The sequence below is a fragment of the Echinicola rosea genome (genome assembly GCF_005281475.1).
Lineage (GTDB): Bacteria > Bacteroidota > Bacteroidia > Cytophagales > Cyclobacteriaceae > Echinicola > Echinicola rosea.
In genome coordinates, this window is record NZ_CP040106.1 from 4,486,046 (window position 1) to 4,510,456 (window position 24,411).

The window sequence follows — 24,411 nt, forward strand, 5'->3', positions numbered from 1 at the left end:
TTATTGATCTAATACAATCGCAAATACTAATGGCGCCACAATGGTCGCATCAGATTCGATGATGTATTTTGGCGTGTCGATCCCCAGTTTTCCCCAAGTGATCTTTTCATTGGGGACCGCTCCCGAATAAGAGCCATATGAGGTCGTCGAGTCAGAAATCTGGCAAAAATAGCCCCAAAGCGGCACATTTTCGCGTTGCAGATCCTGATGAAGCATCGGCACCACGCAAATGGGAAAATCCCCTGCGATGCCTCCTCCTACTTGGAAAAAACCAACGGTACTCTCCTCCTTGGCATTTTCCGTGTACCATTCTGCCAAATACATCATGTACTGAATACCGGTTTTTACGGTATGGACATTTTTCACATCTCCGGTGATCACATGTCCTGCAAACATATTGCCCAATGTAGAATCTTCCCATCCTGGTACGATGATCGGAAGGTTCTTTTTGGCTGCTTCGAGCAGCCAACTGTTTTTAGGGTCAATCTGATAATGTTCCTCCAGTTTTCCAGAAAGCAGGATTTTGTAGAAAAACTCATGGGGAAAGTAGCTTTCGCCGGCACGATCGGCTTTTACCCATTCCTCCAAGATGACATCTTCTATTCTTCTCATCGCTTCCATCTCTGGAATACAGGTATCCGTGACCCTGTTCATATGCCTGTCTAGCAAATCCTGTTCCTCTTCTGGTGAAAGATGCCGATAATGTGGTACTCTTTCATAATAATCGTGCGCCACTAGGTTAAAAACATCTTCTTCGAGGTTGGCTCCGGTACAGGTGATGATATGCACCTTGTCCTCCCGGATCATTTCTGCCAGTGAAATGCCCAATTCTGCTGTGGACATGGCACCCGCAAGGGTGACCATCATTTTTCCGTTGTTGTCCAAGTGGGCCTTGTAGCCTTCTGCCGCGTCAATCAAAGCGGCAGCATTAAAATGTCTGTAATGGTGTTTGAGAAATGCTGTTATTTTCATCAAGAATAATGTTTACGTCCTCATTAAAATTACTGATATTATCCGATACAAAAAAAGCCCGGAACGTACCGGGCTTTTGATATTTTTCAATTTCCCATCAGGGAGAATCATTCACCTGCTGCAGTACTGTCTTTGTCAGCTTTTGCCGGTACAGCAGTATCGCCGGACTTATAAGCCTCATTAAGTCCCTTGGTGACGTCCTTGGTCACATCCATGGCATCGTGTGCATACCATACGCCTCCGCCCCTGGTATAACTCAACACCATTTCCAGGCCATTTTCTTCTGCATAGCCTTTCATGAACACCTGAATCTTGTCATATACCTTATTGTAGAGCTCCGTTTCATCAGCAGAGAGTTCTTGCATCAAGTTATTTCTGTACGTCATGAGATTTTGCTCCTTTTTCATCAAGTCCTCTTGTTTGGCCCTGGATTGGTTAGGAGTCATGTTTTGCGCAGATTGCTGAAAATTGGCCACTTCCTGCTCAAACCCCTTGGCACGATTGGCCAGCTCACTCTCGTAGCGCTTGCCCTTTTCAGAAATCTCATCTGATTTGTCCTTAAAAAACTGGTAGTTATTAATCACACTGTCGGTATTGATATAAGCAATTTTCAATTCGCTCAAATCGACCGTACCACCATTTGATCCTTCGTTACTTGTAGAGTTAGTTTGGTTTCCTTGGTTACAGGCCGTAAAAAGAATTGCAGCCATTCCCAAAATGCCTAATGCTTTGCTAATGTTTTTCACTTTTCTTGTTTATTATTTCAACTTGCCGCAAATATAAACAAAGTTCTCATTCTACAAATTGGTTGTTGGGTTATTTAGCAGGGTTAATGCATTTAAAAAATGTTCTAAAAAAATATATCCTGCGCAAGCCGGTACGTATTGGCGTGGGCTTCGATGATATGGCCGATCTTTTCGGAATACCCGCCTCCCATACAGCACATGATGGGCAGCCCATGCTGATAGGCCGTCTCCAGTACTATTCTATCGCGGTCCCGGCAACCTTGGATGCTCAATCCCAGCCTGCCCAGCTTGTCTGTGGACAGTACGTCCACACCACATTGGTAGATGATAAAATCGGGCATTACCCGATCGATCAGTCGTGGCAAATATTCTTTTAGTGTCTTTATGTAGAATTCATCCCCCACTTTGTCGGGCAAGGGCACATCGAGATCAGACTTTTCCTTGTGCAAAGGGTAATTGGCAGCACCATGCATGCTGAACGTGAACACCGCCTCTTCGTCTTTGAAGATCTCGGCAGTGCCATTGCCCTGGTGGACGTCCAGATCGACCACAAGCACCTTCTTTGACAGCTGGTTTTTGATCAGGTAATGTGCGGAGATCGCAATGTCATTGAGCAGGCAGAAGCCTTCCCCCCTTGTCCGAAAACGCATGATGAGTGCCCCCAGCGACATTCATGGCGATGCCATTTTCTAGCGCAAACAGGCACGCCTGTACAGAGCCGTCCATGATGTGAACCTCACGTTCTACCAATGCGGCACTCATCGGAAACCCTGTTTTCCGGATTTCCGATTTGGAAAGGGTAAGTTCTGTTAGTTTCTGGAGATAGCCTTCTTTGTGAGGGCCGATGATCCACTTCCGGTCCAAGGCTCGCGGCTCAAATAGGTTTCCTTGTGTTATGGTACCTTCGTATAGTAATTGTTGAGGTAAAAGTTCATACTTTTCCATCGGAAATCTGTGCCCAGCGGGCAATGGATGTGCATATCTGGAAGACCAGGCGATCTTTAACATAGACGACAAAATAAAACCGTTTGATGGGTTTCAACAAACGGTTTGGCCAATAAGTTTTAGTAAGAACAATGATTACTCCTCAATATCCTCAGACTGAAAAGAATAAAGGGTATCGTCAAGCTTAATGGTATCGTCGTTAAATTCCTTTATGAATTTTTTAATCACGGCGTCATCGATTTGGTCCACATGCAGAGCAGCGTCCACACCGATACCAAAATCATGATTGGTGTCCATATCTATAAACTCCTGAACCTTTACAGCCTCTTCTTCTTCCAGGTCCATGATGATTTCTGTGATAAACCAGCCAATCTCCTCTTCATCATTGTCCAGGGGCTTGAGGTTTCCGTTTTCATCCTCCTCATAGTGAATCCCTTTAAAATCCGGGAATTTCTGTGCAGCTTTGTGCTCTGCCAGTTCATAGATTTCACTAGAGTGATGCAGCCTCAACGTATAGAGTGCAGCATCATAAATCACTTCCCTTCCCTCAAACATCCCTATAAAGTAAAAATTTTTGAACTCATCGTTGTTCCCATCTGAAGGTATCACCTTGTAGGATTTCCCTGAAGCCTTTAACTCTTCCTTCAAGGCTTTGATTGTCTCGGGCTTAAACCCATCATTCTTATATAACATATCTACTGTCAAAAGGGTGTATTAATTAATATTCTAATCAATTGATATAAAAATGTACATCCTGAATTGCATCAATCTACACTCAAACTCTACTAAGTAATTAAATTACAACTAATTACAATAAAAAAAAATGAATGCAGAAAAATTTCAGGTCCCAAATTCTATCATCAGCCATGTGCTGAACTACTTCTCGCTATCAAACAACGAAACGCCAAAGAGGGCATTGATGATTGATAAAATAAAACTGAACAATAATGCCCACCAAAATCCATCCACGACAAACCCAGGGATGATTTCTGCAGCAAACAAAATAATCAGTGCATTAATTACTAGCAAAAACAAGCCCAATGTCACAATCGTGATCGGAATGGTCAAAATGATCAATATAGGTTTTATGGTATAATTCAACAAACTGATGACCGCAGCAATGACCACCGCGATCCAGAAATCTTCTACATAAACCCCTGGCAAAAGATATCCCGTAATAATGACAGCCAAACCAGCCACAACTAACTGGACGAGGATATTACCCCAGCTATTGCGTTTATCACTCATATTATTACCTATTAGATTTTAAGTTTAGCATAAAATACAAGTGCATAATACCAGATTAATAATGCTTATACAATAAAAATCATCACTAAAAATCATGAAAGATATCATCTTTAACAAAATTTATCAGGCCTTACTCAAATTTTACGGTTTAAGAAATTATCTTTGTAATCTAAAATCAACAATAAAATCAAGTGATATTAATAGTATTCTTCCTTCTTCACTGGTATTTCTCCCTGTTTTGCCAGAGTTTCTTTCTGCACCGCTATGCAGCCCACCAGATGTTCATCATGAACAAATTCTGGGAAAAGTTCTTTTACCTTTTCACTTGGGCATGTCAAGGCAGTTCCTATCTGTCTCCAAGGGCTTATGCCATTCTTCACAGAATGCACCATGCCTATAGTGATACACCTAAGGATCCACACAGTCCACACCATACAGAGAATCTTTTTACCATGATGTGGAAGACCAAGAACATCTATAACGAATATTTCAGCTTTAGACTCAAGCCTGAAGAACGGTTTTCAAAAGACGTTCCTGACTGGAATAAATTTGACCTCATGGCAGACAGTATGTTTGTCCGCGTGGCTTGGGGATTAGTTTATGTCGCCATATATGTACTAAGCATCAGCGTGTTTGAACTACCGGGAACACATTGGTGGATGTACTTTCTTCTTCCTATTCATTTTTTGATGGGGCCGGTACACGGTGCCATTGTGAATTGGAGCGGGCACAAGTACGGTTACGCCAACTTTGACAATAATGATCATTCTAAAAACAGCTTGCTGTTGGATGTGTTAATGCTGGGTGAATTGTTCCAAAACAACCACCACAAGCTTCCTAACCGTCCTAATTTTGCAGTAAAGTGGTATGAGTTTGACCCGACCTATCCGGTGGTAAAGCTCCTGCACCTTACCCGTATCATTAAATTGAGAACGACTTGATCTAATGCTGCTATTAGATATCTCCAAAAGGACTGCCCTACTCGAGCAGTTCTTTTTTTGTTTACAGACAACTAATCTTTTAATTAAAACTAATAAAACAGTTGTTAAACTAAATTTTTAATTGTATTTTTATACTTGCCAAAAGGAAGACCGGTTCTTATTTGCTATTTTCAAACTAAATGATTAAGTTGACAGAAAAACATAAAGAACCAAAATGAGAGAGTTAACAAGAGCTGAGGAACAAGTAATGCAAATCTTATGGGGTATCGAGAAAGGCTTCGTCAAGGATATCCTGGCCAAAATGTCATCACCCAAACCGGCCTACAACACCGTATCCACGATCATTAGGATTTTGGAGAAGAAGGGTTTTGTCAAGCATAAGGCTTATGGCAAATCCCATGAATATTACCCCATCGTCACAAAAGACCAATACAGAAGCTTTTCAATCAAAAACCTGTTGACCGGATATTTTGGTGGTTCATTTTCCAAACTGGCTTCCTTCTTTGCCAAAGACGAAAACCTGGACATTAAAGAATTAGAAAAATTGATGAATGAGGTTAAAGACGATGTAAAATAAACTAGATGGCACATCTGATCGACTATATCTGGCAGAGTTCCTTCTGCCTCTTATTTTTTTTCGGGATATATTGGTGTTTCCTGAGAAGGGAAAAAGTTTTTGGCTTTACGCGGGTGTTTCTACTGGTCACACCCGTACTGGCCTTGTTATTCCCCTTGATAGAAATACCGGTGGAATTTTCCAAGCCCACCATATCCCTGGAAAACACGGACTTTTTACAATACTTGACAGCGCAGGAGGCCAAAGAAGGCATTGCAGCAAGTTATGGACTTCCTGAAGTAACCGTAGAAAGCACCAAGCTCCCCATTCTCTTGGAGTGGAAAGACTATTTGTTTTTAGGGTATTTGACGATAGCAATATTACTTATTTTCAGGCTGTTGTGGCAGTTCCTGCAATTAAGGCTGCTGACCGAAAAGGGTTGGTACCAAACGGTATTCAATTTGAAAAACAGCTATTTTTTGATACCTACATTCGGTCTGGCACCGGTATTTTCATTTTTCAACAGACTCTTTTGGGACGATAGCCAGCAACTAAAACCTGAAGAAAAGGCACATATCATCAAGCATGAAATAGAGCATATTCGCCAGGGGCATTCATGGGATATGATGTATTACCAGATATTGAGTATTTTATTTTGGTTTAACCCCGGTATCCATTTAATGCGAAGTGCATTAATTGACACCCACGAATATTCGGCAGACGCCAATGTCGTGAAGCAAACCGCAAACAAAGACACCTATACGAATCTTATTGTCAAAATAGCATTTAAAGGACTGGATCTTCCTGTTGGCAACTATTTCATTAGATCGACAACCTTAAAACGCATTATGATGATGAAGAACAACAAAAAAACCAATTGGTTTAAGTTGGTGATGGTGGTACCCCTGACAGCCATGTTACTGGCTCTGGTCTCCATGAAGACCATTTCTACCTCCAGCTTTTTTGAGACAGGATCCAGCTTGAGCTTGGCCAACATGAAAGAACTGATCAAACAAGCGCAGGATACGATAAATGTGAGTACTAAGGTGATGCATATTCCAAACCCTGAGCACTACGAATATGTATCAGCCCTAAAGGATGGCAAAGTCATTGCCCAACTGGGAAACCTACAATATGAAATCGGGAACATTTCCGATGATGAGGAATATGCTGACGTGATGGGAATGATAAACATCTTCAAACACCACAGCAGCTTTGTTAAAAGATACGACACCCCGGAACTGCATACCACAGCAGATAAAATGCCCGTGGCAAAAGGCGGCATAGAGGAATGGAATAAGTTTCTATCCAAAAATCTCAAGTACCCCACCGAGGCAAGAAGGCTGGGAATGACCGGTAATATTTACATCGAGTTTGTGGTGAGCAAAGAAGGCAAAGTCCTACAACCCACTCTTAAACGATCTTTGGGCATGGGCTTGGATGATGAGATTTTGAGAATTTTCTCTTTGGAAAGTATGCCTGAATGGAATCCAGGCATCATCGATGGAAACGCCGTCAATACGCTCATGGTCCTTCCTATCAGGTTTAAACTTAAGGGAGAAGTGGCCAAGTCCTCATCGTTTTTTGACACTCCTTCTTACACCCCCAAAAAGGAGGTTTTTGATGTGGTCGAAAAAATGCCTGTTCCTAAAGGAGGTATGGATGGCTGGAAAGAATATGTTTCTAACAATTTAACTTACCCGCAAGCCGCTCAGGAAAAAGGTGTAGAAGGGACAGTCTATGTCAGCTTTATCGTAGATGAAGACGGCACACCTCAAAATCCTAAAATCCTTAGGGGTATCGGCAGCGGAGCGGATGAAGAAGCCATGAGGCTAGTGGCAAACGCCCCCAAATGGACTCCAGGTCAGCAACAAGGCAAAACCGTTCCTGTAGAGATGAAAGTACCCATTAAGTTTCAACTGGATATTCAGGCTATTGGTGCTCCCAAACCAAACCAACTCGATGACATAGTGGTCGTTGGCTACAGTGCTGTGAGCATAGAGAAAGACAGAAAAAGCCGTCCATCAAAACCTTCCATAAATTCTTCAGATAAGACCGAAGACAACGGAGAAGACCCGCTTTATATAATTAACGGTGAAGAATATCAAAAGGCAGATATCAGTAAAGTTTCCCCTGAGGACATTAAATCCATCAATGTCCTGAAAGGAGAATCAGCCATTGAAAAATATGAAAAGAAAGGTGAAAATGGTGCTATTGAAATCACTTTAAAGGAGGGTGTCCAACCTCCAAAAAAATCCGATAAATCCAACAACAACCTTCTGCAAGCCCCCAATAAAGATCTCCCAACCTTTGCCAAAGGCGAAGAACCGATCTATCAAGTGGATGGTGTTGTTTACAAAGCTTCCAAGGTTAAGCTTGAGCTGTCCCCAAAAGACATCAAATCCATTGAAGTGATCAAAAGTGAAGAAGCCGGTATTTATGGCTCAGCTGCTAAAAATGATATTGTTGTCATTACCACAAAAAACAAACCTTAAGCGGACTTCTTTTACATCTACCCTTAGAGCATTTGTTGTTCTCTTTTATGGCCATTACCTTCGCATGTATAGATGAAATAAATTCTTAACCGTAAAATCATAAAAACTATGGGCAAAGGAGATATGAAATCCAAAAGAGGTAAAATCCACCAAGGGACGTTTGGTAAAAGCAGACCGCGCAAAAACCAAAATATAGCGACCAAAAAAGAGCAATCACAAGCCTAAAGGATCGGTATAAGACACAAGCACTTCAAAACCAAGGCTCGAGAAATACTCGGGCCTTTTCTCTTTTTTGGGCTTTCTCTTTATTTTTCGTTTATATATTTCCCCGTATTATACACATATTACACTATTTAATATACCATTCGTAATATTCAAACGATCCAATCCATCCAGAAGCATCGTAGATAGTTTGTATAAATCACAACTCACTATCTTATGAAAACAATAGCAAAAACAATTTTAAGAACAACACTCATCGCCCTACCTACATTAGGCTTCTATTCCTGTGACAACGATGAGGAAATGGACATGCCGGAAAATGAAGTGGCATCCCTATTCGTATCCAGCAATACCAGTGGAATGATCACCATTTTAGATTTCGCCTCAATGGATGGCATAGGCAGCAGCACTGTCGCTTCTGCCGGTGCAGATGCCGATGGGATTTATTATGATGAGGAAGAAGATCAAATCATCCAATTGGTGCGTAGCGACAATTCGCTAAACGTCTATTCTGATATCATGGCCGCTAAGATGGACGATGGACTGTCCGCCTCACTGGAACTAAGCGGGACAGGCGGCTTTGTGAGTGGGCGTGAAATTGCTGTCATGAATGATATGGTCATCGTGGCGGAATCACCTGTAGAGGCCAACGGCAATCAGAGCAGCCTTTATGTTTACCAAAAAAATGCCAATGGATTTTCTCTTCAAAACACCTACCAGGTAGATTTTGCCTTGTGGGGTATCCACATAGAAGGCAATACCCTCTATGCTATCGTGGACAAAACGGCTGACCTCGCCGTCTTCAACAACTTCATGGCCAATACTGACGGCATGATCACGCCGGATAAACGTGTCACCATCGAAGGGCTCGGGAGGACCCATGGACTGACCTATTCGATGGAAGATGACCTGATGGTCCTTACTGACATAGGTGAAGCATCTTCAGACAGTGATGGCGGTTTGGTCATCATCACAGATTTTACCAGCACACTTAGCAGCACCTCTGACGGTGGCACCATTTCTATGAATGACCAAGCCAGGATCGAAGGCAGCAACACCATGCTGGGCAATCCCGTGGATGTCGCCTACAGTGAAGATAGTAAAATGATTTTCGTGGCTGAAAGGGCCAATGGAGGCGGAAAAGTACTGGTTTACGACTACTTCTCCTCAAATGGCAATCCTTCTCCGGCTTATAACTGGGACGTTGCAGGTGCTTCTGCCGTCTATTACTATGAGGACTAGGCAAGCATTGATCTCGGTTTAGTCAAACCTACTCCATCCATGATTATAAAGGGAGCTACACACTCTTCTACTCCCAAAGGTGCGCTGATTTATTCAGGCACCTTTTCCCTTTTATCCCTTCTGCTTTCGATACCTTTCGAACAGTAAACCAATTCCATAACGCTTTTGAGGACGTCGCTTCACTCAAACGCATCAAAACCCTAATTCTCTATCGATTTTATAGGGTTTTTAAAAGGGAATTATTTTTAAAAAACTCTTTTTCGAATACTTGCAAGTTTAAAAATTGGATTGTTACTTTGTGCTATCCTTTACTTTTTAAAAGTACAAGGATTTATACAGAAGAGGTAAGAGACAGGCTCGCAGACCCTCTGGCAACCTGGAAAATCCAAGGTGCCAATTCCTGCCGAATGTGAATATCCGCATTTGGAAATATAAATTCTTAAACAATGAATTTTATAAAAAGGATACACACAGCAATACAACTTCACACACAAATCATCATAGCATTTCTTTTTACCGAAAGGGACAGTTTCATGCATCGTCGAATGTGCATGTGCAACTAAGCCCCCTACTTTGGTCCATACCGGACAACCCGATTCTTTTATATCCATTATTTGATGATCCCAGTTGACTGAAGTCAACGCTAAATTAAGAGTAAGAAAATGAATCTAACATCACCGTATCTGATTACCGATATGACACAGGAAACATTCCACTGTGAAGAGGAATTAAATCTCGAATCAGGTGAATCACTACCAGGATTTGAGATCAGCTATACTACTCAAGGGCATTTGACACCAAAAAAAGACAATGTCATCTGGGTATTGCATGCACTGACCGGGGATGCCAATGTCCACGAATGGTGGAGTGGTCTGGTGGGTGAAGACAAGTTTTTTGATCCTACCAAGTACTTCATCGTCTGTGCCAACCTGCTTGGATCATGTTATGGATCCACACAGCCCCTTAGCGAAAACCCCAAAACAGGAAAACCATACTATTATGACTTCCCAAACCTGTCCACACGCGACATGGCCAAGGCTTTTGACCGTCTTCGTCAGCATTTGGGAATTCAGCAGATCGACACCATCATCGGTGGATCACTCGGAGGCCAGGTAGCGTTGGAATGGTCATACAACTTGCAAGAACAGGTAAAGAAGACCGTAATAGTAGCCTCCAACTCAAAGACCTCCCCTTGGACGATCGGCTTCAATGAAGCCCAAAGGATGGCCATCGAATCCGACAGCACTTGGGGACAAAACTCTCCAGATGCAGGCAAAAAAGGCCTCGAAGCAGCCCGTGCCATAGGCATGCTCAGCTACCGGCACCAAGATATTTTCCATGCCAGCCAAGCCGAAACGGAAGAAAAAACGGACCATTTCCGCGTAAGCTCCTACCTGCGCTACCAAGGCCAAAAACTCTCCAACCGCTTTAATGCCCTCTCCTACTGGGTGCTTACCAAAGCCATGGATAGCCATGACCTGGGCAGAGGCAGAGGAGGTACCGCAAAGGCCCTGTCACAGATCAAGGCAAAAGTCCTCTCCATCGGGATCAACACAGACTTGCTCTTCACCAAAGAAGAGTCGCAGTTTATCAGCAAAAATGTCCCCAATGGCACGTATCGTGAGATTTCTTCCATCTATGGACATGATGCGTTTTTGGTAGAAAACGAACAATTAAATTATATTCTAACTTCTTTTTACTTGGAAAACAATGACTAACCACATTGGTTTGTTTGGCTTTGGAGTGGTCGGCCAAGGATATTATGAAATCGCTAAAAACGACCGCCTCGCGCTTTTACCTAAAACAATTGTCGTACAAAATAAAAATAAAGAACGAGATCATTCACTGCAGTTTTCTTTTGACCCAAAAGACATTTTGGATGCCCCTTGTGACATTGGAATAGAGCTGATCTCAGATCCTGTGCAGGCCTATGATTATGTCAGCAGCCTTTTAAAATCAGGAAAAAAAATCATTTCCGCAAACAAAAAAATGCTTTCAGCCCACTTGCCTGAGCTACTGGAACTGGAAAAAATTTATGGTGGAAGCCTACTTTATGAAGCCTCCGCTGCAGCAGGTATCCCGATCATTACCTGCTTGGACTGTCATTTTAGGGGCGATCACATCAGCCAGCTTCAAGGCATCCTCAATGGTTCTTCCAATTACATTCTTTCCCGTTTATTTCAAGATGACCTTAGCTTACAGGAAGCCGTAAAACTGGCCCAAGAAAATGGATTTGCGGAAGCGGATCCCACTTTGGACATCAATGGCAGCGATGTCAGCAGTAAACTTACCATTCTTAGCCTTCATGCCTTTGGAAAGTACATCCCCGAGGGAGAAATCCTGACCCTTGGCGTGCAACATGTCCATGCAGCAGATGTGGCACTGGCCAAATCCCTAGGGTTAAAGATCAAGCTGATCGCCACCGCAAAACAAACCCCGCAAGGCCTAAACATGTATATTCTCCCCGCTTTGGTAGGCGAAAGTGATCCGCTTTTCCTGGTAGAAAACGAATACAATGCGGCAAAAATAACTTCCCAAAACCTAGGTGAACAATTCTTCCAAGGAAAAGGTGCTGGGAGCTTACCGACTGGTGCTTCCGTTTATGCGGATTTGACCAAGGTGGAAAAGGGCTATGCCTACAGCTATGATAAGCTTAATGGCCAGAAAATCAATCCCCAAAGTCCACACCCCACCTCCTTGGACGCAATGATCAGTGCAGACAGCCTAGAAGCCCTGAAACCGCTTGTCGCCAGCGCCCCAATCCATCAAGCCAACGGTAAATATTGGGCCGTCAGTGCTATTTCTACGGCTGAGCTGATCAATCAGATCCCGGCCATAGAAGCCAATAAGGTCTCCGTCATAGCACTCAACAATGTCCTCAGCAAAGAAGATGCACTTGCCCAGATCCAAAGACAGGAAACCGTAAGCCTAAAGTAGTCCCAACATAAATTCCGGATCGCTTAATAGATCGCGATACGTGTATTTTTAATTGTTTTCACTAACTTGAAGACATGGATTATACGCAGATCAAAGAAACTTGTCTCTATATCCCTGACTTGGATCAGGCGCAGGAATTCTATCATGACAAACTCGGTATGCCGGTAATTTCCAAGGAGGAAGGCCGGCATATTTTTTTTAGGTGTGGCACTTCCGTACTGCTTTGCTTTATTCCAACGGCCACCAAAAACGAGAAGGTACTTCCTCCCCATTTTGCCAGTGGCAAACAGCACATTGCCTTTGAGGTAGCAGCCAGTGCCTACCCGAAGCATAAAGCTGAACTGATCAAAAAGGGCATTGTCATCACACACGAGCAAGAATGGAAAGAGGGCCTTGAGAGCGCTTACTTCGAAGACCCCTTTGGCCATGTGCTGGAAATCGTGCCAAAGGGAATTTGGGAGTAGCTGGTTTTTTAATGTCCAAGTGGGAATAGTTTCCTTAAGGCCATAAGTACTTAGAAAATTGAGGACCAAGCGGAAAAGTTGGTGGCTGCCAGTTTTCTTAATGGCAAAACCACCGTTAAAAAATGCCACAAAGGTCCCAAAAGCACCAAGTGCATATTGGGCCAGCATTGAAAGATGGCACTCGAAAGCTAGCCCCAGAGGATCGACACGTTCATAGCCATTGGTGAAGCCCGTGGTAAATTGCCCATCCAACGTTTTCGGTTTTAACTGCATTTCCCTCCCTATTCCCCATGAATTCCCGCTAAAACCCAATCAAGCGGATGGAGGAGGCTAGGGAAATCGCTTTTAAACTATTAATCTCAGTTCGATTATAAAATCGTCACTGCGAGGCTTAGAGGGAGATTTGAGGGGTGGAAGCCGTGGCAGCTCGCCGCGGCGAGTTGCCACACCCTTTTCCGACCCACATCCTCCTTAAAAGGGTTCGCTATGACGCTTTTTATACTAAAATTAAGTCGAGCTCAGGTTATTAGTAAAGAGATGTCAGCCTGAGCGGAGTCGAGGGCTAGACGTTGGACCTCGACTCCGCTCGGTCTGACGCTTTTTGCCAGAATTAAATAACTTCATGGGGCAAAAGCGATTTCCCTGTGGAGGAATCCCGTCGCTTTAATGATATGAAATTTTCTTTCTTAAGACCATGTCAACATTCGTCCCCCTAGAAATATTGCTTGACCCAAAGTTGACGAAGTGATCTATTCTTTAAATGAACAGATCGCTTCACTTTATTACCATTTCGTTAGCGATGACCGCTTCACCCACCTCATTAAACACCAATCGAGACCTGAATGAAAGCGGGGAACCTTTTTCGCAAATGGCTGGATCATATCGATGCTAACTCAGCGCGTCTTAAGGGACCATTACTTCCAAAAATCAGCGTTTTCCACTCCTGCTTCCTTCGCTTTGAAAATCGGGTCTTTGCCAGCTTTAAGCTGATTTCTATAATCGTCAAAAGTTTTCATGGCCGGTTTTCTAAGCAATAAAATGGCGATCACGTTTAGCCAAGCCATCAACCCAACACCTATGTCACCAAGCATCCAGGCCACCTTTGCCGTCTTGATCGTACCATAAAAAGTCGCTCCCAATATCATCAACCTCAAAGCCCAAAGGCTCCACGTCCGGTCCTTAAAGCGGTTAAGGTAACTTAAGTTGGTTTCAGCGATATAGTAATAGGCCATAATGGTCGTAAAAGCAAAAAACAAGAGTGAAATGGCTACAAAGCCGCTGCCCAAATCCGGGAAATGTGTGGCCACCGCATATTGGGTAAATTCAGGACCTACTTCCACGCCCGGTAAGTTTTCCTTGATGAATCCACCGTCTGGATTGATGACATTGTATTGGCCTGTAAAAAGGATCATGAGCGCTGTGGCCGTACAGACGAACAAGGTATCCACATAAACCGAAAATGCCTGCACTAAGCCTTGCTTGGCGGGATGGCTTACCTCTGCAGCCGCAGCGGCATGGGGAGCGGTACCTTGCCCGGCTTCATTGGAATAAATGCCCCGCTTCACTCCCCAAGCGATGGCCATTCCAAAAACCCCACTGAAAGCCGCCTCAAGGTTAAATGCCGACTTAACGATCAAGGTCAACACTGCTGGCACCTCGGTGATATTGGTGCCAATGATCACAATGGCCATGAGGATATAGGCGGCAGCCATAAAAGGCACGACTACCTCAGCCACTTTTGAAATCCGCTTTACCCCACCGATAATGATCAATCCCAGAAAGAATGTAATGCCCATTCCAGTATATTCCACCGGTACGCCAAAGGCATTCTGTACACTTAGGGCGATACTATTGCTCTGCACACCCGGCATAAGCAAGGTCATACTGATGATGGTCGCAAATGCAAAAAGCATCGCATACCACCTCACGCCCAGTCCTTTTTCAATATAATATGCGGGACCACCACGGTATTGGCCATCATTCACTTCCTTGAAGACCTGGCCCAAGGTGGATTCTACAAAAGCCGAAGCCCCACCCAAAAATGCAATGATCCACATCCAGAAGATGGCACCAGGCCCTCCCATTGCTATGGCCATGGCCACACCGGCAATGTTTCCGGTACCCACCCTTCCTGAGATAGCAATGGCAAAGGCCTGAAAGGAAGACACTCCCTTTTCGGATGATTCTCCCCGGAAGAGAAGTTTAAACATTTCCTTCAGGTAAGTTACCTGCAAAAAACGGGTTCTAACAGAGAAATATACCCCTGCTGCCAGGCACAGCCCAATCAGGGCATAACTCCAAACGATATTATTGATGACTTCTACGATCTCTTTCATAACGGTGCACTACGCTTCACTTTCCGATTAAGCTTTTATAAATGGGTTCAGATAAATCAAGTTGCCAAAGAAAAGAAAAAATTATCAATTTTATCAAAACAATATTCCATACAATCCTTTAATTTGTACAAGTGGTAAAAATCACGTAAAATTTTGCCGGTATCATTTCGTTATACTGGCATGTTTTCGAAGGTTTCATTTTAATCCAATATCATTGGTTTAATACAGATACCTGATTAATTTTGGAGGAATTCACAGCAGCATGGGCAAATCTTCAAGGAAAAAGAAAAGGTTAGGCAGTTTTAAATTTATGAGTGTGCTCTTCAGCACCACACTCTCACTTTTCATCGTTGGACTTTTTGGTGTCATCGTCATCCAGGCAAAGACACTCACGTCCATCATTCGTGAAAATATCGAAGTTCAGGTATTTTTACACAAAAACATCTCCGAAGCAGACCAAGCCAAGCTTGGTAAACTTTTGGAAAACCAACCTTATATTCTACAAAAAGATGATGGTGCCCAGCTATCCTACATCACCGCCGACGAAGCAGCAGCTACATTTCTAGAAGATACCGGGGAAGATTTCAGCAAATTTCTGGATGATAATCCGCTCCGTGACAGCTATGTCCTATCCATCAACGAGGAATACCAAACATCAGAAAAGATGGAAAAAATCGTAGCCGATATCCAAAAAATGGACGGAGTCTTTGAAGTAACCTACATGAACGATCTGGTAGAATCCATCAACAAGAACCTTATGAAAGTGAGCATTGTCCTTGGGGCTTTTATCTTGATTTTGGTCGTTACGGTAATTATATTGATCAATAATACCATTAGGCTGGCACTTTTCAGCCAGCGCTTTCTGATCAGGAGTATGCAGCTTGTAGGCGCCACGAGGGGATTTATCCGCAAGCCCTTCCTCAACCGCTCCTTCGTATTTGGAGCACTTGCGGGCATCATTTCCTCGGCCATGCTCTATGGCCTGATTGAATATACCAAAGCGAACATAGATGGATTTGCTTTGCTCCAAAATAACCGTATGCAACTGATGCTTTTTGGTGGATTGGTACTCTTGGGAGCCATCCTTTCCCTCTTCAGCACCCTCAGGGCAGTAAACAAGTATTTACGAATGTCATTGGACGAACTTTATTAAGATGAACAACAACTTACCTTTTTCCAAGCGAAATTACCTTTTGATGCTTATTGGCATTGCCATCATCGTGATAGGATTTATCATTATCGGTCTGGACAGCGAGCCACACGGATTCGGTTTTATGGGACTTACATTGGGGCCTTTGGTCACTCTTTTTGGTTTCCTTTTTGAATTTTATGCCATTTTTTCAAAATCCAAATCCGAAGAATAAATGACCATCATCGAAGCGATTATCCTGGGCATCATTCAGGGATTAACTGAATTTTTGCCTGTTTCCAGCAGTGGACACATTGAGCTGGGCTCTTTCTTATTGAATGTCCAAGCAGCAGACAACCTGCTGTTTACCGTGGTCGTCCATGCAGCTACTGCCCTAAGTACCATCGTGGTTTTCCGAAAGGACCTTGCCAATATCATCAAGGATGTCTTCAAATTCCAATGGAACGATGGCACGCAATTTACTGCCAAGATTTTATTGTCCATGATCCCCATAGGCATTGTTGGGGTATTGTTTGAAGAGCAAATCGAAATGCTTTTTGGGGGAAAAATAGTATTTGTGGGCGCCATGCTACTGGTCACCGCTGCTCTTTTGGCTTTTTCACACTTTGCCGCCAAGCGGGAAGGAAATGTCACCTTCCCCAAAGCACTGGTCATCGGCATTGCCCAGACCATCGCCATCATGCCGGGCATCAGCAGGTCCGGATCGACCATTGCCACGGCGCTGCTGATCGGCGTGGAAAAAGAACGGGCCACGCGGTTTTCGTTCTTGATGGTCCTACTGCCGATCCTGGGAGCCTCTGGAATCAAACTGATCAAATATTTGGAAGATCCCAGCCTAGCGGAAGGCATCTCCATGACCGTTCTTTCTGCGGGATTTATCGCTGCTTTTATCGCTGGTCTGGCAGCTTGTATCTGGATGATCAATATTGTAAAGAGAGGCAAACTTATTTATTTTGCTGTCTATTGTGCCATTGTCGGTTTGATCGCCGTCATTGGCGGATTAACACTATAAAATGGAAACACCTTACGGAGAAATATTCCTGGTCAACAAACCTTACCGCTGGACCTCTTTTGATGTGGTCAAAAAGATCAGGAATACCCTCAAAATCAAAAAAGTAGGCCATGCGGGTACTTTGGATCCACTGGCAACAGGATTATTGATCGTTTGTGCCGGCAAGAAGACCAAAAGCATCAATGATTTTATGGGACAGGAGAAGGAATATACGGGGACTTTTGTCCTTGGCAAAACCACCGCTTCTTACGACCTGGAGCAGGAGGTAGAAAACGTGGCCGATCCCTCGCACCTTTCCTTTGCCGCCATCCAAGAGGCTTGCAAAACCCTCACCGGTGACATCATGCAGGTCCCTCCTGCCCATTCTGCGATCAAGAAAGATGGCAAAAGGGTCTATGAAGCTGCCAGGAAGGGCATTGATGTAAAGCTGGACCCCAGGCCAGTGACCATATCGACATTTGAGATCACAAAATGTGAACTTCCTGAAATAGATTTTCGTATTGTCTGTTCCAAGGGTACGTATATCAGGAGCCTCGCCAGGGACTTGGGCGAAGCACTTCAAGTAGGTGCTTATATGTCTGCCCTCACGCGCACACGGATTGGTGACTTCCACCTTTCTGATGCTGCTGACGTCAGTGCCATAGTAGAAAAAATCAAAGGAGAAGCCAACTCATGAAGATTTACGAAGGCCTGGACCATTTTAAACCCGTCAAACATGCCGTTGTCACCAGCGGTACCTTTGACGGTGTCCACCTGGGACATCAAAAAATCCTTGACCGCATAGACAACATGGCCGAAAAAATGCGTGGGGAAACCGTCTTGATTACTTTTTGGCCGCATCCCCGGCTAGTGCTGTATCCCGAGGATCACAACTTGCGGCTGCTGACGACTTTTGAAGAAAAAGCTCGGCTATTGGAGATGTTTGGCATTGACCATTTGATTACCATTCCCTTTACCAAGGATTTTTCCCAAATGACCAGTGAGGAATTTATCCAGAAAGTGCTGATCGAAAAAATCCAAACCGAAAAGCTTGTCATCGGGTATGATCACCGGTTTGGCAAGAACCGGGAAGGCAGTTTTGAGCATTTGATGGAAAACAAAGTGCGCTATGGCTTTGATATCGAGGAAATCTCCAGAGAAGACATCGACCATGTCGGGATCTCCAGTACCAAAATAAGGGCTGCCCTGCTCGAAGGCAACGTAACGGAAGCCAATGAATTTCTGGGCCGGGAATATGAACTCAACGGCATCGTGATCAAAGGCCAGCAAATCGGTCGCTCCATAGACTTCCCCACGGCGAATATCCATGTGCCTAACAACTACAAACTTATCCCTGGCGATGGTGCCTATGCTGTGCGGGTAGGTGTGGGACAAGAAATGTATTATGGAATGCTCAATATCGGCAACCGTCCCACAGTGGATGGCATAGAAAAAACCGTGGAAGCCCATCTTTTTGATTATAGTGATAACTTATACGATAAACAAATCACTGTTTATTTCACGGAATTTTTGAGGCCGGAAAGAAAATTTGCAAATTTAGAAGAGCTAAAAGGCCAACTGGAAAGAGACAAGAAAAAAGCAAGGCAAATCCTTGGTCTATAGAAGCTGGAGTGTCAAAAGAAAAGGAATAGATGATCGATGGAAGGATTAGGGGATTTGTCCCCTGATTTTAACCCAACACCACCTACTGCTTTTTAGCTACTCTACTGTATTGACATAATGTTCCGTAAACCCTAAAGATATGATCAACAAGACCATAAGCGGTGCCGATGAGGCCGTCGAAGACATTACCAGTAACTCCGTGCTGATGCTGGGGGGATTTGGTCTGTGTGGCATTCCTGAAAATTGCATTGATGCCCTCCTTAAAAAAACCATTACTGGCCTCACCTGTATTTCCAATAATGCCGGCGTGGATGATTTTGGTATTGGCCTCATGCTGAAAAAGCGAATGGTCAAGAAGATGATTAGCAGCTATGTCGGTGAAAATGCGGAATTCGAACGGCAACTGCTTAACGGTGAACTGGAGGTAGAGCTCATCCCCCAAGGCTCCCTAGCGGAACGTACCCGTGCAGGAGGCGCTGGCATCCCGGCTTTTTTCACCCCTGCTGGGGTAGGAACGGAAGTCGCAGAAGGCAAGGAAATGCGGGAGTTTGACGGAAAACTGTACATTCTCGAGCGTTGGCTGAGGGCTGATTTCGCGTTGGTCAAAGCCTGGAAAGGAGATACAGCCGGAAACCTTATTTTCAAGGGTACGGCCAGAAATTTCAACCCCATGATGGCCATGGCAGGCAATATTACCATTGCCGAAGTGGAAGAACTGGTACCTGCAGGAGAACTGGATCCCAACCAAGTCCATACCCCTGGTATTTTTGTACAGCGCATCTTTCAGGGAAACCATTACGAAAAACGAATTGAAAAACGAACGGTGAAATAGCACGAAGAATCCTCACAGGAAGATGAGTCCAGGTCACGGGAGGCCCCCACGAAGTCCACACGTCCGAAGCCATAACGCTGAAAAGCCCTGCACCCATCGACCCTTAATTTAGGTGATTTAACCTTCTTTTACCCAAACACAACAGCCATGCTCAACAAAGAACAAATTGCCCAACGAATCGCCAAAGAAATCAAAAACGGCCAGTACATTAACCTGGGCATAGGCATTCCCACCCTCGTAGCCAACTATATCCCCGAGGGATTGGAAGTAGTCCTTCAGTCGGAGAACGGGCTATTGGGGATAGGCCCCTTCCCTACCGAGGAGCAAGTAGATGCCGACCTGATCAATGCCGGCAAGCAGACGATCAGCATGGTAAAGGGATCTGCACTTTTTGATTCCTCCGACTCCTTTGCCATGATCCGGGGCGGCCATGTGGACCTGACGATCCTCGGTGCCATGGAAGTGGCAGAAAACGGTGATATCGCCAACTGGAAAATCCCCGGCAAAATGGTCAAAGGCATGGGAGGCGCCATGGACTTGGTGGCCTCTGCGGAAAACATCATCGTCGCCATGCAGCACTGCAGCAGGGATGGCAAGTCAAAACTGCTTAAGTCCTGTACCCTCCCGATCACCGGCATCCAATGTGTTCGCAAAATCGTCACCGACCTGGCTTTTCTCAAAGTGCTGCCAGAAGGCGGTTTTAAGCTCCTCGAACGGGCACCGGGCGTCAGCGTGGAAGAAATCAAAGCCAAAACAGAGGGCAGACTGGTCGTGGGCAAGGAAGTGCCGGAGATGGTATTTTAGCCCTATCAAGCAGAAGCCACTCAGGCATAGGTATGGCTATAATAAGAAGAGCCGTATGATGGGAGACTATCACGTACGGTTCTGTGAGAGGCTCGGGGTGAAATTCCCCTTGCCTACTCGACACACGACCGTTAGGCAGCATAATTTTATCGTGCTTGGAACTTTTAATTTTTTACTTATCTTTAACGTTAGTAACGTGAAACAGAATTATTAGTGATAAAATCTTTTGCAGACAAAGAAGCTGACAAAATTTGGAATGGAACCCAATCAAGAAAGCTTCCTGCTAATATTCAAAACGTAGCTAGAAGAAAATTAAGAATGGTAAATAATGCTCAAAATATAAATGACTTAAGAATTCCTCCAGCTAATCATTTGGAAAAGTGTAGTGGAAATTTAGAAGGTTTTCATAGCATTAGAATTAATAAACAATGGAGAATAATGTTCAAATGGGAAAATGACAATGCTTTTGAAGTTCAAATTGTTGACTACCATTAAACTAAAAAAATAGAGAAATGAAAAAACTTGAAAACATACATCCAGGAGAAATCTTAAAAGAAGAGTTTTTAGATCCAATGGAAATTACTGCATACAGACTTTCCAAAGAAACATTTATTCCGCAAACAAGAATAAGTGAAATCATTAAAAAGAAAAGAAGAATAACTGCTGATACAGCCCTCCGACTTTCAAAATATTTTGGAACAACTGCTAAATTCTGGTTGGGTTTACAAGATGATTATGATTTAGAAGAAGAAAAATCTTTGAAAGAAAAGGAATTCAATAACATAAAACCGTTAGAAAAAATAACGCAGCCTAATCGTGTAGTCGGCCGTAAGCTATAAGCCCACGGTGCGCCTCACACACCACCGTACGTACGGGTCTCGTATACGGCGGTTCACTGGATTATAGGTTGCGATTTGAGGTAGTAGGAAAGCATGGATTCGTATCCCTTTCTTCTCAGGCGTGACAAAGTGATAGTCGTGATCAGGATTGGGCTTTGAGCCACTGCCTACCCCCCTTTGCTGGTACGGCTCCATTCATAGGCATGGTCTTCCGTATCCATCCGACCTCATAGCCTCTGTATGTGGTTCATGTTCTTCAGTACAGACACCGCAGTCTGGCTTACTTCAGTGCATGGATCACTCCAAACCACCTTGCCACTTGCTTGGCTTCGGGACGTTACCCCCGCGCTTAAGGGACTTTCACCCGTTGGAACGGTCAACTTTTTGACCTATATTCACCATTCAAGGCACACACAAAACCTAAGAAAACATGGGGAGAATCGTACTGAAATCAAGCATAAAACTTCGTAGTTTAGTTCGTCACAGGCGGACAGAAATGTACTTCGAAATCCCCACGTTTCTTAGCTAGAACCGTTATGCACCAAGATGAGCTGAACCACCTATGAGTAGTTTTAACTTTAGAAATCGAAATCTGATATCAGGGCCACACCTACTTGGACCACTCCTAATAATTGCAGGTTTTTTTGCTTTAGTAAGTCCGACTTTCTTAGAAATTGGAAGTTCAATGGAAAGGGTCTTTGCTGTAGGAACGGGGGCTATAATTGTAGGTCTTTTAATCATAACTTCTTTTAGTGGGACACTGATTGATTTTACCCAAAATAGATTTAAAGAATATCAATCGGTAGTAGGATATAAATTTGGAGAATGGACTACTCTTCCAGAAATAATAAAAGTCAAAGTAATTTCAAATAGCTACATAAGCAGTAATACTCCAAATGGGATAAGCCCAACTCTATCGGGGAAAGTGACAAAATTCAAAACACTTGTATATTCAAATTCTTCTAAACCTATTCTTTCATTTGAGTACTCTACTATGAATAAGGCAGTCAAACATGCAAAGCGTTTAGCTGCTAAATTCAATGCTGATTTAGATCTCGGTATCCCAGAATAAGAATGAAAATACTAAGAGGCTTAAGACTGACCTAAACTTGAGGGAGGTGCATAGTCGTGTAGACGGCCGTGCGCCATAAGCTCACGGTGCACTTCACACAGCTCTGCTGAGCTTGTCGAAGTACCGTCGCTCAGGATAAACCAAGCGGGTCTCGTACCTGCCTCACGACAAGGTAGGTACAGCGGTTCACTGGATTATAGGTTGCGCCTTACCCGTTGGAACGGTCAATTTTTTGAGCCATATCCACCATATGAGGCACGCCACTACCTATTGCCAAAACCACTCCCAATAACTAAAAAATATGACCATTGAATACTTCGCATTCGGAATAGCATACTCATTCACTTCCTGGATATTCGGAATGGTATTCAATAGTATTCTTGTGAAAACTGAATTTTACAACCGACTTTCTCACCTGAATTTTATTGAAAGCAAAACCGTGAATAAGTACATTGGACTCTTTTATTTTAAATGGGTGGTAAAAAATACCTTTTTTAAGTTCTTCAATCAAAAGATCAAAATTCAGAACAAAAACACATCCTTAGCGGACATTCGGAGGGAAATGACAATTGCTGAAATCAGCCATCTCATTGGTTTTATTTTTGTAGCCGTTATTGCGGTTTTAAAAAGTATATCCGTTAACCCTGTTTGTGGAGCGACCATCATGTTAGTAAACATCATCATGAACCTATACCCAGCATTATTACAGCAAGAGAACAAAAGGCGCTTGGATAAATTAATCGTAAATGAGTAAAAAAATGGACACTAGAATCAACATACTCAAAACTGAAACCCTCTCGGACAATTGGTACTCATTGAATAAAGTGACGTTTGAATATCAAAAACGAAATGGCGCTCTGGAAACCCAATCCCGAGAAGTCTATGACCGTGGAAATGGCGCCACCATACTATTGTACCATAAGGAAAAAGGAACCATCATCCTCACCGAGCAATTTAGGTTACCTACCTTCTTAAACGGCAACTCGACGGGCATGCTCATCGAATCATGTGCCGGATTATTGGATGAAGACAATCCGGAGGATTGTGCCAAAAAGGAAGCTGAAGAAGAAACGGGCTTCCGAATTTCCAAGGTAGAAAAGATTTTTGAATCCTACATGTCCCCTGGTGCGGTTACAGAAATATTGCATTTCTTTATTGCCGAATACCAAGAAGGAATGAAAGTCAGTGAAGGCGGTGGCCTGGATGAGGAGCATGAGGATATTGAAGTATTGGAAATGAAGTTTGGGGAAGCATATGAGATGATTTTTACAGGAAAAATAAAAGATGCCAAAACCATCATGCTGCTACAATATGCCAAGATCCATGATTTATGCACTAAAAGTAAGTAACAAACACTAACACCATCCTAAACTTTCAAAAAATCGTCCAGTGATTTTGTTAAAATTTGATCAAATACCCTATATTTCAAGGACTTGAAAGGCGGACACTTAATCAGGCACACCGGTATCCCATCAATGAAACTGGTGAATAACCAAGATTCCATTCCGCTACCAAATAATCTATTAATGAAGATCAGCTATCGTAAAGGGCGGCTCCGACAGCACCTGATTTTTGGTGTGATTTGGTCCATACTGGGCATCATCGCAGTGATCTATCAAGCTGCCAACGTGTTTATATATGGCTACTTGATGGCTGGACTGGGATATATGGCACTGTTCCTTTTCGAACAAAACAAACAATATCTAACGATTTCCGGTGGGACGATTATAAAAAATACACTGCCCCCAAAGAAAATATTTCTAAATGACATAACGAAAATCACCAAGGCCAATGGATATTTCATTTTAAGATCCAAAGGAGCCAACATGAAAATCGACATGGATTTAATTGAATATCAGTCTCTCGTAAAATTAAAGGATGTTTTCAGTAAGTTGAATGTGGAAATAGAATCGTAAAATAGCATTGCCAATAGAACCATATTGGCATCAATAAGATATAACCTTCTGTGGCTACTGAAAACCACCACGCATAAAAA

Annotated in this window: 26 protein-coding genes, 1 pseudogene and 1 riboswitch; of the genes and pseudogenes, 21 read left to right on the plus strand and 6 right to left on the minus strand. The window is 43.4% G+C overall.

The features are described 5' to 3' along the window. The 5 genes and pseudogenes from FDP09_RS17560 to FDP09_RS17580 all read right to left on the minus strand — a co-directional run bounded on the left by FDP09_RS17560 (position 1) and on the right by FDP09_RS17580 (position 3,911). Positions 1-972, minus strand: a complete 972-nt coding sequence (locus FDP09_RS17560; protein WP_137403903.1) for a deoxyhypusine synthase family protein — start codon at positions 970-972, stop codon at positions 1-3. A gap of 107 nt (positions 973-1,079) precedes the next feature. Further along, positions 1,080-1,718 (minus strand): OmpH family outer membrane protein, encoded by a 639-nt coding sequence (locus FDP09_RS17565; RefSeq protein WP_137403904.1) that lies wholly within the window; start codon positions 1,716-1,718, stop codon positions 1,080-1,082. 104 nt (positions 1,719-1,822) lie between these two features. Further along, positions 1,823-2,726, minus strand: a pseudogene (locus tag FDP09_RS17570) (histone deacetylase family protein). Positions 2,727-2,798: 72 nt separating this feature from the next. Beyond that, entirely contained in the window at positions 2,799-3,356 is a 558-nt protein-coding gene (locus FDP09_RS17575) for a hypothetical protein (protein WP_137403905.1), read from the minus strand. Between the two features lie 183 nt (positions 3,357-3,539). Next, positions 3,540-3,911 (minus strand): phage holin family protein, encoded by a 372-nt coding sequence (locus FDP09_RS17580; RefSeq protein WP_137403906.1) that lies wholly within the window; start codon positions 3,909-3,911, stop codon positions 3,540-3,542. Between the two features lie 191 nt (positions 3,912-4,102). Between FDP09_RS17580 and FDP09_RS17585 the strand changes: the two genes are divergently transcribed. The 8 genes from FDP09_RS17585 to FDP09_RS17620 all read left to right on the plus strand — a co-directional run bounded on the left by FDP09_RS17585 (position 4,103) and on the right by FDP09_RS17620 (position 12,768). Then, on the plus strand, positions 4,103-4,852 hold the full coding sequence (locus FDP09_RS17585) for an acyl-CoA desaturase (RefSeq protein WP_137403907.1): 750 nt from the start codon (positions 4,103-4,105) through the stop codon (positions 4,850-4,852). A gap of 214 nt (positions 4,853-5,066) precedes the next feature. Beyond that, the gene (locus FDP09_RS17590; protein ID WP_137403908.1) at positions 5,067-5,429 is read left to right on the plus strand and encodes a BlaI/MecI/CopY family transcriptional regulator; all 363 of its coding nucleotides are present in this window, start codon (positions 5,067-5,069) and stop codon (positions 5,427-5,429) included. A 5-nt stretch (positions 5,430-5,434) separates the two neighbouring features. Then, the gene (locus FDP09_RS17595) at positions 5,435-7,903 is read left to right on the plus strand and encodes a M56 family metallopeptidase (protein ID WP_137403909.1); all 2,469 of its coding nucleotides are present in this window, start codon (positions 5,435-5,437) and stop codon (positions 7,901-7,903) included. A 108-nt stretch (positions 7,904-8,011) separates the two neighbouring features. Next, entirely contained in the window at positions 8,012-8,128 is a 117-nt protein-coding gene (locus FDP09_RS17600; RefSeq protein ID WP_137403910.1) for a 30S ribosomal protein THX, read from the plus strand. A 213-nt stretch (positions 8,129-8,341) separates the two neighbouring features. Further along, on the plus strand, positions 8,342-9,367 hold the full coding sequence (locus FDP09_RS17605) for a hypothetical protein (protein WP_137403911.1): 1,026 nt from the start codon (positions 8,342-8,344) through the stop codon (positions 9,365-9,367). 328 nt (positions 9,368-9,695) lie between these two features. Beyond that, positions 9,696-9,805, plus strand: a riboswitch (SAM riboswitch). Between the two features lie 224 nt (positions 9,806-10,029). Then, positions 10,030-11,085, plus strand: coding sequence for a homoserine O-acetyltransferase MetX (gene metX / locus FDP09_RS17610; RefSeq protein ID WP_137403912.1), 1,056 nt, complete (start codon positions 10,030-10,032; stop codon positions 11,083-11,085). After that, a complete protein-coding gene (locus FDP09_RS17615) occupies positions 11,078-12,304 on the plus strand; it encodes a homoserine dehydrogenase (RefSeq protein WP_137403913.1) in 1,227 nt (408 codons plus the stop codon). Before metX ends, FDP09_RS17615 begins: the two co-directional genes overlap by 8 nt. A gap of 74 nt (positions 12,305-12,378) precedes the next feature. After that, positions 12,379-12,768 carry a VOC family protein gene (locus FDP09_RS17620; protein WP_137403914.1) on the plus strand — a complete coding sequence of 130 codons (390 nt, stop codon included), beginning with the start codon at positions 12,379-12,381 and terminating at the stop codon, positions 12,766-12,768. A 914-nt stretch (positions 12,769-13,682) separates the two neighbouring features. Here the strand turns inward: FDP09_RS17620 and FDP09_RS17625 are convergent. Beyond that, the gene (locus FDP09_RS17625; RefSeq protein WP_137403915.1) at positions 13,683-15,104 is read right to left on the minus strand and encodes an alanine/glycine:cation symporter family protein; all 1,422 of its coding nucleotides are present in this window, start codon (positions 15,102-15,104) and stop codon (positions 13,683-13,685) included. A gap of 262 nt (positions 15,105-15,366) precedes the next feature. Between FDP09_RS17625 and FDP09_RS17630 the strand changes: the two genes are divergently transcribed. The 13 genes from FDP09_RS17630 to FDP09_RS17695 all read left to right on the plus strand — a co-directional run bounded on the left by FDP09_RS17630 (position 15,367) and on the right by FDP09_RS17695 (position 24,331). Next, positions 15,367-16,257, plus strand: a complete 891-nt coding sequence (locus FDP09_RS17630; RefSeq protein ID WP_137403916.1) for a cell division protein FtsX — start codon at positions 15,367-15,369, stop codon at positions 16,255-16,257. 1 nt (position 16,258) lies between these two features. Beyond that, positions 16,259-16,468 (plus strand): DUF3098 domain-containing protein, encoded by a 210-nt coding sequence (locus tag FDP09_RS17635; RefSeq protein ID WP_137403917.1) that lies wholly within the window; start codon positions 16,259-16,261, stop codon positions 16,466-16,468. After that, positions 16,469-17,266 carry an undecaprenyl-diphosphate phosphatase gene (locus tag FDP09_RS17640; RefSeq protein ID WP_137403918.1) on the plus strand — a complete coding sequence of 266 codons (798 nt, stop codon included), beginning with the start codon at positions 16,469-16,471 and terminating at the stop codon, positions 17,264-17,266. It begins immediately after the preceding gene. 1 nt (position 17,267) lies between these two features. Next, positions 17,268-17,942 (plus strand): tRNA pseudouridine(55) synthase TruB, encoded by a 675-nt coding sequence (gene truB / locus FDP09_RS17645; protein ID WP_137403919.1) that lies wholly within the window; start codon positions 17,268-17,270, stop codon positions 17,940-17,942. Further along, positions 17,939-18,868, plus strand: a complete 930-nt coding sequence (locus FDP09_RS17650; RefSeq protein ID WP_137403920.1) for a bifunctional riboflavin kinase/FAD synthetase — start codon at positions 17,939-17,941, stop codon at positions 18,866-18,868. Before truB ends, FDP09_RS17650 begins: the two co-directional genes overlap by 4 nt. 139 nt (positions 18,869-19,007) lie before the next feature. After that, a complete protein-coding gene (locus tag FDP09_RS17655; RefSeq protein ID WP_137403921.1) occupies positions 19,008-19,700 on the plus strand; it encodes a CoA transferase subunit A in 693 nt (230 codons plus the stop codon). 147 nt (positions 19,701-19,847) lie between these two features. After that, positions 19,848-20,504: a 3-oxoacid CoA-transferase subunit B gene (locus tag FDP09_RS17660; RefSeq protein WP_137403922.1), complete on the plus strand. Its 657-nt coding sequence runs from the start codon at positions 19,848-19,850 to the stop codon at positions 20,502-20,504. A gap of 213 nt (positions 20,505-20,717) precedes the next feature. Next, entirely contained in the window at positions 20,718-20,999 is a 282-nt protein-coding gene (locus FDP09_RS17665) for a type II toxin-antitoxin system RelE/ParE family toxin (RefSeq protein WP_137403923.1), read from the plus strand. 17 nt (positions 21,000-21,016) lie between these two features. Further along, on the plus strand, positions 21,017-21,343 hold the full coding sequence (locus tag FDP09_RS17670) for a HigA family addiction module antitoxin (protein ID WP_137403924.1): 327 nt from the start codon (positions 21,017-21,019) through the stop codon (positions 21,341-21,343). A gap of 562 nt (positions 21,344-21,905) precedes the next feature. Continuing rightward, complete coding sequence (locus FDP09_RS17680) at positions 21,906-22,415, plus strand: hypothetical protein (protein WP_137403925.1); 510 nt, start codon at positions 21,906-21,908, stop codon at positions 22,413-22,415. 361 nt (positions 22,416-22,776) lie between these two features. After that, positions 22,777-23,169: a glycosyl-4,4'-diaponeurosporenoate acyltransferase CrtO family protein gene (locus FDP09_RS17685; protein WP_262710669.1), complete on the plus strand. Its 393-nt coding sequence runs from the start codon at positions 22,777-22,779 to the stop codon at positions 23,167-23,169. A gap of 4 nt (positions 23,170-23,173) precedes the next feature. After that, positions 23,174-23,764 carry a GDP-mannose pyrophosphatase NudK gene (gene nudK / locus FDP09_RS17690; protein ID WP_137403927.1) on the plus strand — a complete coding sequence of 197 codons (591 nt, stop codon included), beginning with the start codon at positions 23,174-23,176 and terminating at the stop codon, positions 23,762-23,764. 177 nt (positions 23,765-23,941) lie between these two features. After that, entirely contained in the window at positions 23,942-24,331 is a 390-nt protein-coding gene (locus tag FDP09_RS17695) for a hypothetical protein (RefSeq protein ID WP_137403928.1), read from the plus strand. Positions 24,332-24,411: the final 80 nt, after the last annotated feature.

What these genes read in the sequence shown, in the direction of transcription:
- FDP09_RS17560 (WP_137403903.1), bottom strand. Translation starts at nt 972, where the DNA reads ATGAAAATAACAGCATTTCTCAAACACCATTACAGACATTTTAATGCT.
- FDP09_RS17575 (WP_137403905.1), bottom strand. Translation starts at nt 3,356, where the DNA reads ATGTTATATAAGAATGATGGGTTTAAGCCCGAGACAATCAAAGCCTTG.
- FDP09_RS17580 (WP_137403906.1), bottom strand. Translation starts at nt 3,911, where the DNA reads ATGAGTGATAAACGCAATAGCTGGGGTAATATCCTCGTCCAGTTAGTT.
- FDP09_RS17590 (WP_137403908.1), top strand. Translation starts at nt 5,067, where the DNA reads ATGAGAGAGTTAACAAGAGCTGAGGAACAAGTAATGCAAATCTTATGG.
- FDP09_RS17595 (WP_137403909.1), top strand. Translation starts at nt 5,435, where the DNA reads ATGGCACATCTGATCGACTATATCTGGCAGAGTTCCTTCTGCCTCTTA.
- FDP09_RS17600 (WP_137403910.1), top strand. Translation starts at nt 8,012, where the DNA reads ATGGGCAAAGGAGATATGAAATCCAAAAGAGGTAAAATCCACCAAGGG.
- FDP09_RS17605 (WP_137403911.1), top strand. Translation starts at nt 8,342, where the DNA reads ATGAAAACAATAGCAAAAACAATTTTAAGAACAACACTCATCGCCCTA.
- metX (WP_137403912.1), top strand. Translation starts at nt 10,030, where the DNA reads ATGAATCTAACATCACCGTATCTGATTACCGATATGACACAGGAAACA.
- FDP09_RS17615 (WP_137403913.1), top strand. Translation starts at nt 11,078, where the DNA reads ATGACTAACCACATTGGTTTGTTTGGCTTTGGAGTGGTCGGCCAAGGA.
- FDP09_RS17620 (WP_137403914.1), top strand. Translation starts at nt 12,379, where the DNA reads ATGGATTATACGCAGATCAAAGAAACTTGTCTCTATATCCCTGACTTG.
- FDP09_RS17625 (WP_137403915.1), bottom strand. Translation starts at nt 15,104, where the DNA reads ATGAAAGAGATCGTAGAAGTCATCAATAATATCGTTTGGAGTTATGCC.
- FDP09_RS17630 (WP_137403916.1), top strand. Translation starts at nt 15,367, where the DNA reads ATGGGCAAATCTTCAAGGAAAAAGAAAAGGTTAGGCAGTTTTAAATTT.
- FDP09_RS17635 (WP_137403917.1), top strand. Translation starts at nt 16,259, where the DNA reads ATGAACAACAACTTACCTTTTTCCAAGCGAAATTACCTTTTGATGCTT.
- FDP09_RS17640 (WP_137403918.1), top strand. Translation starts at nt 16,469, where the DNA reads ATGACCATCATCGAAGCGATTATCCTGGGCATCATTCAGGGATTAACT.
- truB (WP_137403919.1), top strand. Translation starts at nt 17,268, where the DNA reads ATGGAAACACCTTACGGAGAAATATTCCTGGTCAACAAACCTTACCGC.
- FDP09_RS17650 (WP_137403920.1), top strand. Translation starts at nt 17,939, where the DNA reads ATGAAGATTTACGAAGGCCTGGACCATTTTAAACCCGTCAAACATGCC.
- FDP09_RS17655 (WP_137403921.1), top strand. Translation starts at nt 19,008, where the DNA reads ATGATCAACAAGACCATAAGCGGTGCCGATGAGGCCGTCGAAGACATT.
- FDP09_RS17660 (WP_137403922.1), top strand. Translation starts at nt 19,848, where the DNA reads ATGCTCAACAAAGAACAAATTGCCCAACGAATCGCCAAAGAAATCAAA.
- FDP09_RS17670 (WP_137403924.1), top strand. Translation starts at nt 21,017, where the DNA reads ATGAAAAAACTTGAAAACATACATCCAGGAGAAATCTTAAAAGAAGAG.
- FDP09_RS17680 (WP_137403925.1), top strand. Translation starts at nt 21,906, where the DNA reads ATGAGTAGTTTTAACTTTAGAAATCGAAATCTGATATCAGGGCCACAC.
- FDP09_RS17685 (WP_262710669.1), top strand. Translation starts at nt 22,777, where the DNA reads ATGGTATTCAATAGTATTCTTGTGAAAACTGAATTTTACAACCGACTT.
- nudK (WP_137403927.1), top strand. Translation starts at nt 23,174, where the DNA reads ATGGACACTAGAATCAACATACTCAAAACTGAAACCCTCTCGGACAAT.
- FDP09_RS17695 (WP_137403928.1), top strand. Translation starts at nt 23,942, where the DNA reads ATGAAGATCAGCTATCGTAAAGGGCGGCTCCGACAGCACCTGATTTTT.